Origin of the sequence: Dietzia sp. DQ11-38-2 (genome assembly GCF_014145055.1) — a bacterium.
GTDB lineage: Bacteria > Actinomycetota > Actinomycetes > Mycobacteriales > Mycobacteriaceae > Dietzia.
In genome coordinates this window covers 1-1,182 of record NZ_JAALDW010000442.1, presented here as the reverse complement: position 1 = coordinate 1,182, position 1,182 = coordinate 1, and the positions used below count along the sequence as shown (strand labels likewise).

Here is a 1,182-nt window from a genome sequence, read left to right as displayed (position 1 = left end):
TCCCGCCGGTCTGCCCGTTGTGCCAGGTGATCTCCCGACCGTCCCACTCGGTGGTGAACCATCCGGCGCCGATGCGGTTGTCGTCGTCGTAGTCGGTGACCGGCTGCAGCGCCGCCGCTCCGGGCGCGGTTTCCGCCAGGAGAGCGTCGAGCAGTGTCGCCATCGACGCGGCGTCGGCCCGGATGCCACCGGCCGGCGCGTAGCCGGCGTCGTCCCACGCCTGCTGGGCCCGGCCGGAGGACTCACGCCCCTGGAAGGCGTTGGGAGCCGCACCGCCCTGGCCCGGGGCGGGGACGTGGAAGTTCTCCAGGCCCAGGGGTTCCGCCAACCGCGTCCGGACCAGTTCCGGGTAGTCGTGGCCGCTGACCTCGGCCAGCGCGTGACCCAGGACGGCGAAGCCCAGGTTCGAGTACTCCGGATCCTTGTCCCCCACGGAGGACGAGCGCACGTCCTCCACCACGTCGGCGGGTGAGTCGCGGTAGGGGTTCCGGGCGAACAGCAGCCAGCGGTAGGAGTCCACCAGCCCCCGCAGCGAGAAGGGCAGCCGGGGCAGTCCCGAACCGTGCCGCGCGAGTTCGCCGACGGTGATGGAAGCGCTCGCGGTCTCGCCCATGTCGACGATCTCGCCCAGCGTGGTGTCGGGAGACAGTTCCCCGCGATCCACGGCGTCGGCGAGCAGCATCCCGGTGACCGGTTTGGTGACCGAGCCGATCTCGAAGGTCCCGTCCAGCGGGGCGCCGACGGTGGCGATGCGCGTGCCCTGCGGGGTCACCTCGGCAACGGAGAGGGCGAACACACCGGGAGAGGGGACCTCCTCCAGCACCGCGGCGGCCAGCCGGGCGTCGCCTTCCGTCGGCGTGTCCCCGTCGATCGATCCCACGCCGGGCCGGAGCAGCGTCGCCAGCACGGCACCCACGACCCCGAAGGCCACCACCACGACCACCGCTGCCCGGCCTGGTGCGATTCTCATCGGTCCACCCCCAGCAGGATCGTCAACAGCGGGACGACGCGGGCCGCGGGCACCTCGTAGCGGCCACTTCCGGCCGCGCGCAGCCACCCGTGGGAGGACAGCTGCCGCAGGTGATGGTAGATCTGCCCGCTGGTGCCGAACTCCCCGGTCGCCACGAGGTCCTGCACCGTGTCGGCATCGGACAGGATCCGCTGGACGATCCGCAGCCGCAC

General features: G+C 72.3%; 1 protein-coding gene and 1 pseudogene. Both read right to left on the bottom strand.

Annotated features, from left to right (window positions below):
* Positions 1-970, bottom strand: a 970-nt coding sequence (locus G6026_RS14025; RefSeq protein ID WP_182613524.1) for a serine hydrolase domain-containing protein, incomplete at its 3' end; no start/stop codon positions are given.
* Positions 967-1,182, bottom strand: a pseudogene (locus tag G6026_RS14020) (ArsR family transcriptional regulator); the annotation flags it as partial. The gene G6026_RS14025 and the pseudogene G6026_RS14020, both read right to left, overlap by 4 nt.